1 protein-coding gene and 1 pseudogene are annotated in these 1205 nt (G+C 33.7%); both read left to right on the plus strand.

Annotated elements, in window-relative coordinates; all coding sequences use genetic code 11:
* The first annotated feature begins 236 nt into the window (after positions 1-236).
* On the plus strand, positions 237-698 hold the full coding sequence (locus BLS90_RS17270) for a transposase (RefSeq protein ID WP_091259631.1): 462 nt from the start codon (positions 237-239) through the stop codon (positions 696-698).
* 26 nt (positions 699-724) lie between these two features.
* Positions 725-1147, plus strand: a pseudogene (locus BLS90_RS17275) (ISL3 family transposase).
* The last annotated feature ends 58 nt before the right edge of the window (positions 1148-1205 follow it).

Genomic DNA, 1205 nt, shown 5'->3' on the forward strand with positions numbered 1-1205 from the left:
AATTCGAGGTCATCAAGTATATCTGCATATCATACGCAGAAGATGGCTCAACGAAGATACTGGGCAAGTAGTTTTTAGAGATTAGAATTTAGTAGCAGACGGAACTCGGGTAACACAGGAGTTTGCACCTTTTTTAAAAGAGATCAATAGATTCCAAGGCTAATGATTGTAATGCCATTGCTTCTTTCTATGGAGTTAGTGGCAAAATCTGCAACATCAATGTAAAGATTTCCTAAGTGATTTTAAAACCTTGGATCAACCTGTCACACGCCAAGCAATGGCTTATTTTTCCAAAAAACTTAGGCAAACGTTTATCGATTGATGAAACTTCATTCTCGAATGGAGAACTCTATACTATCGTAACCAACAAAGCAGGCAAAGGAAAGAAAGGAACTATCGTAGCTATGATTTCTGGAACTAAAGCTGATATTGTAACTGCTATAATTGAAAAGATCCCTCTCAAAGCGCGCAATCAAGTCACAGAGATTACCCTAGACATGGCTGCAAATATGGGATTAATTGCTAAAAAATGTTTTCCAAATGCTACAAGGGTTACCGACCGATTCCATGTTCAAAAGTTAGCTTTAGAAGCTTTACAAGAAATCAGAATTAAGTATCGTTGGGAAGCAATTGACCTCGAGAATGAAGCTATAGAAAAAGCAAAATCATCAAAGAAAAATACAACCCTATACTATTAGCAAATGATGATACTGTCAAACAATTATTGGCAAGAAGTCGCTATTTCTTATATAAAAACAAATCAGAATGGTCCAAAAATCAAGCAGAACGTTCCAAGTTGTTGTTTGAATTGTATCCAGATATTGAAAAAGCTTATAATTTGGCTCAAGATTTGAGAAATATCTTTGAAAAAACAACGGATAAAATTATTGGACTTTCAAGACTAGCCAAATAGCATGAGAAAGTAAATCAATCAGGGTTTAAATCTTTCAATACAATCTCACGATCTATAATAAATCACTACCAAACCATATTAATCTATTTTGATAATAGAAGCACAAATGCATCGGCTGAGTCATTTAATGCGAAAATAAAAGCGTTTAGATCTCAATTCAGAGGGGTTAGAAATATAGAATTCTTCCTTTTTAGACTAGCTGAATTCAAGTTACTAATGCAACTTTTTGGTTAAACATATAATTTGGTGTTTCAAAATTAAATCTTTTTCTCGGACGGTTATTTAATTTTTC

Source organism: Flavobacterium omnivorum, assembly GCF_900099915.1.
Taxonomy (GTDB): Bacteria; Bacteroidota; Bacteroidia; order Flavobacteriales; family Flavobacteriaceae; genus Flavobacterium; species Flavobacterium omnivorum.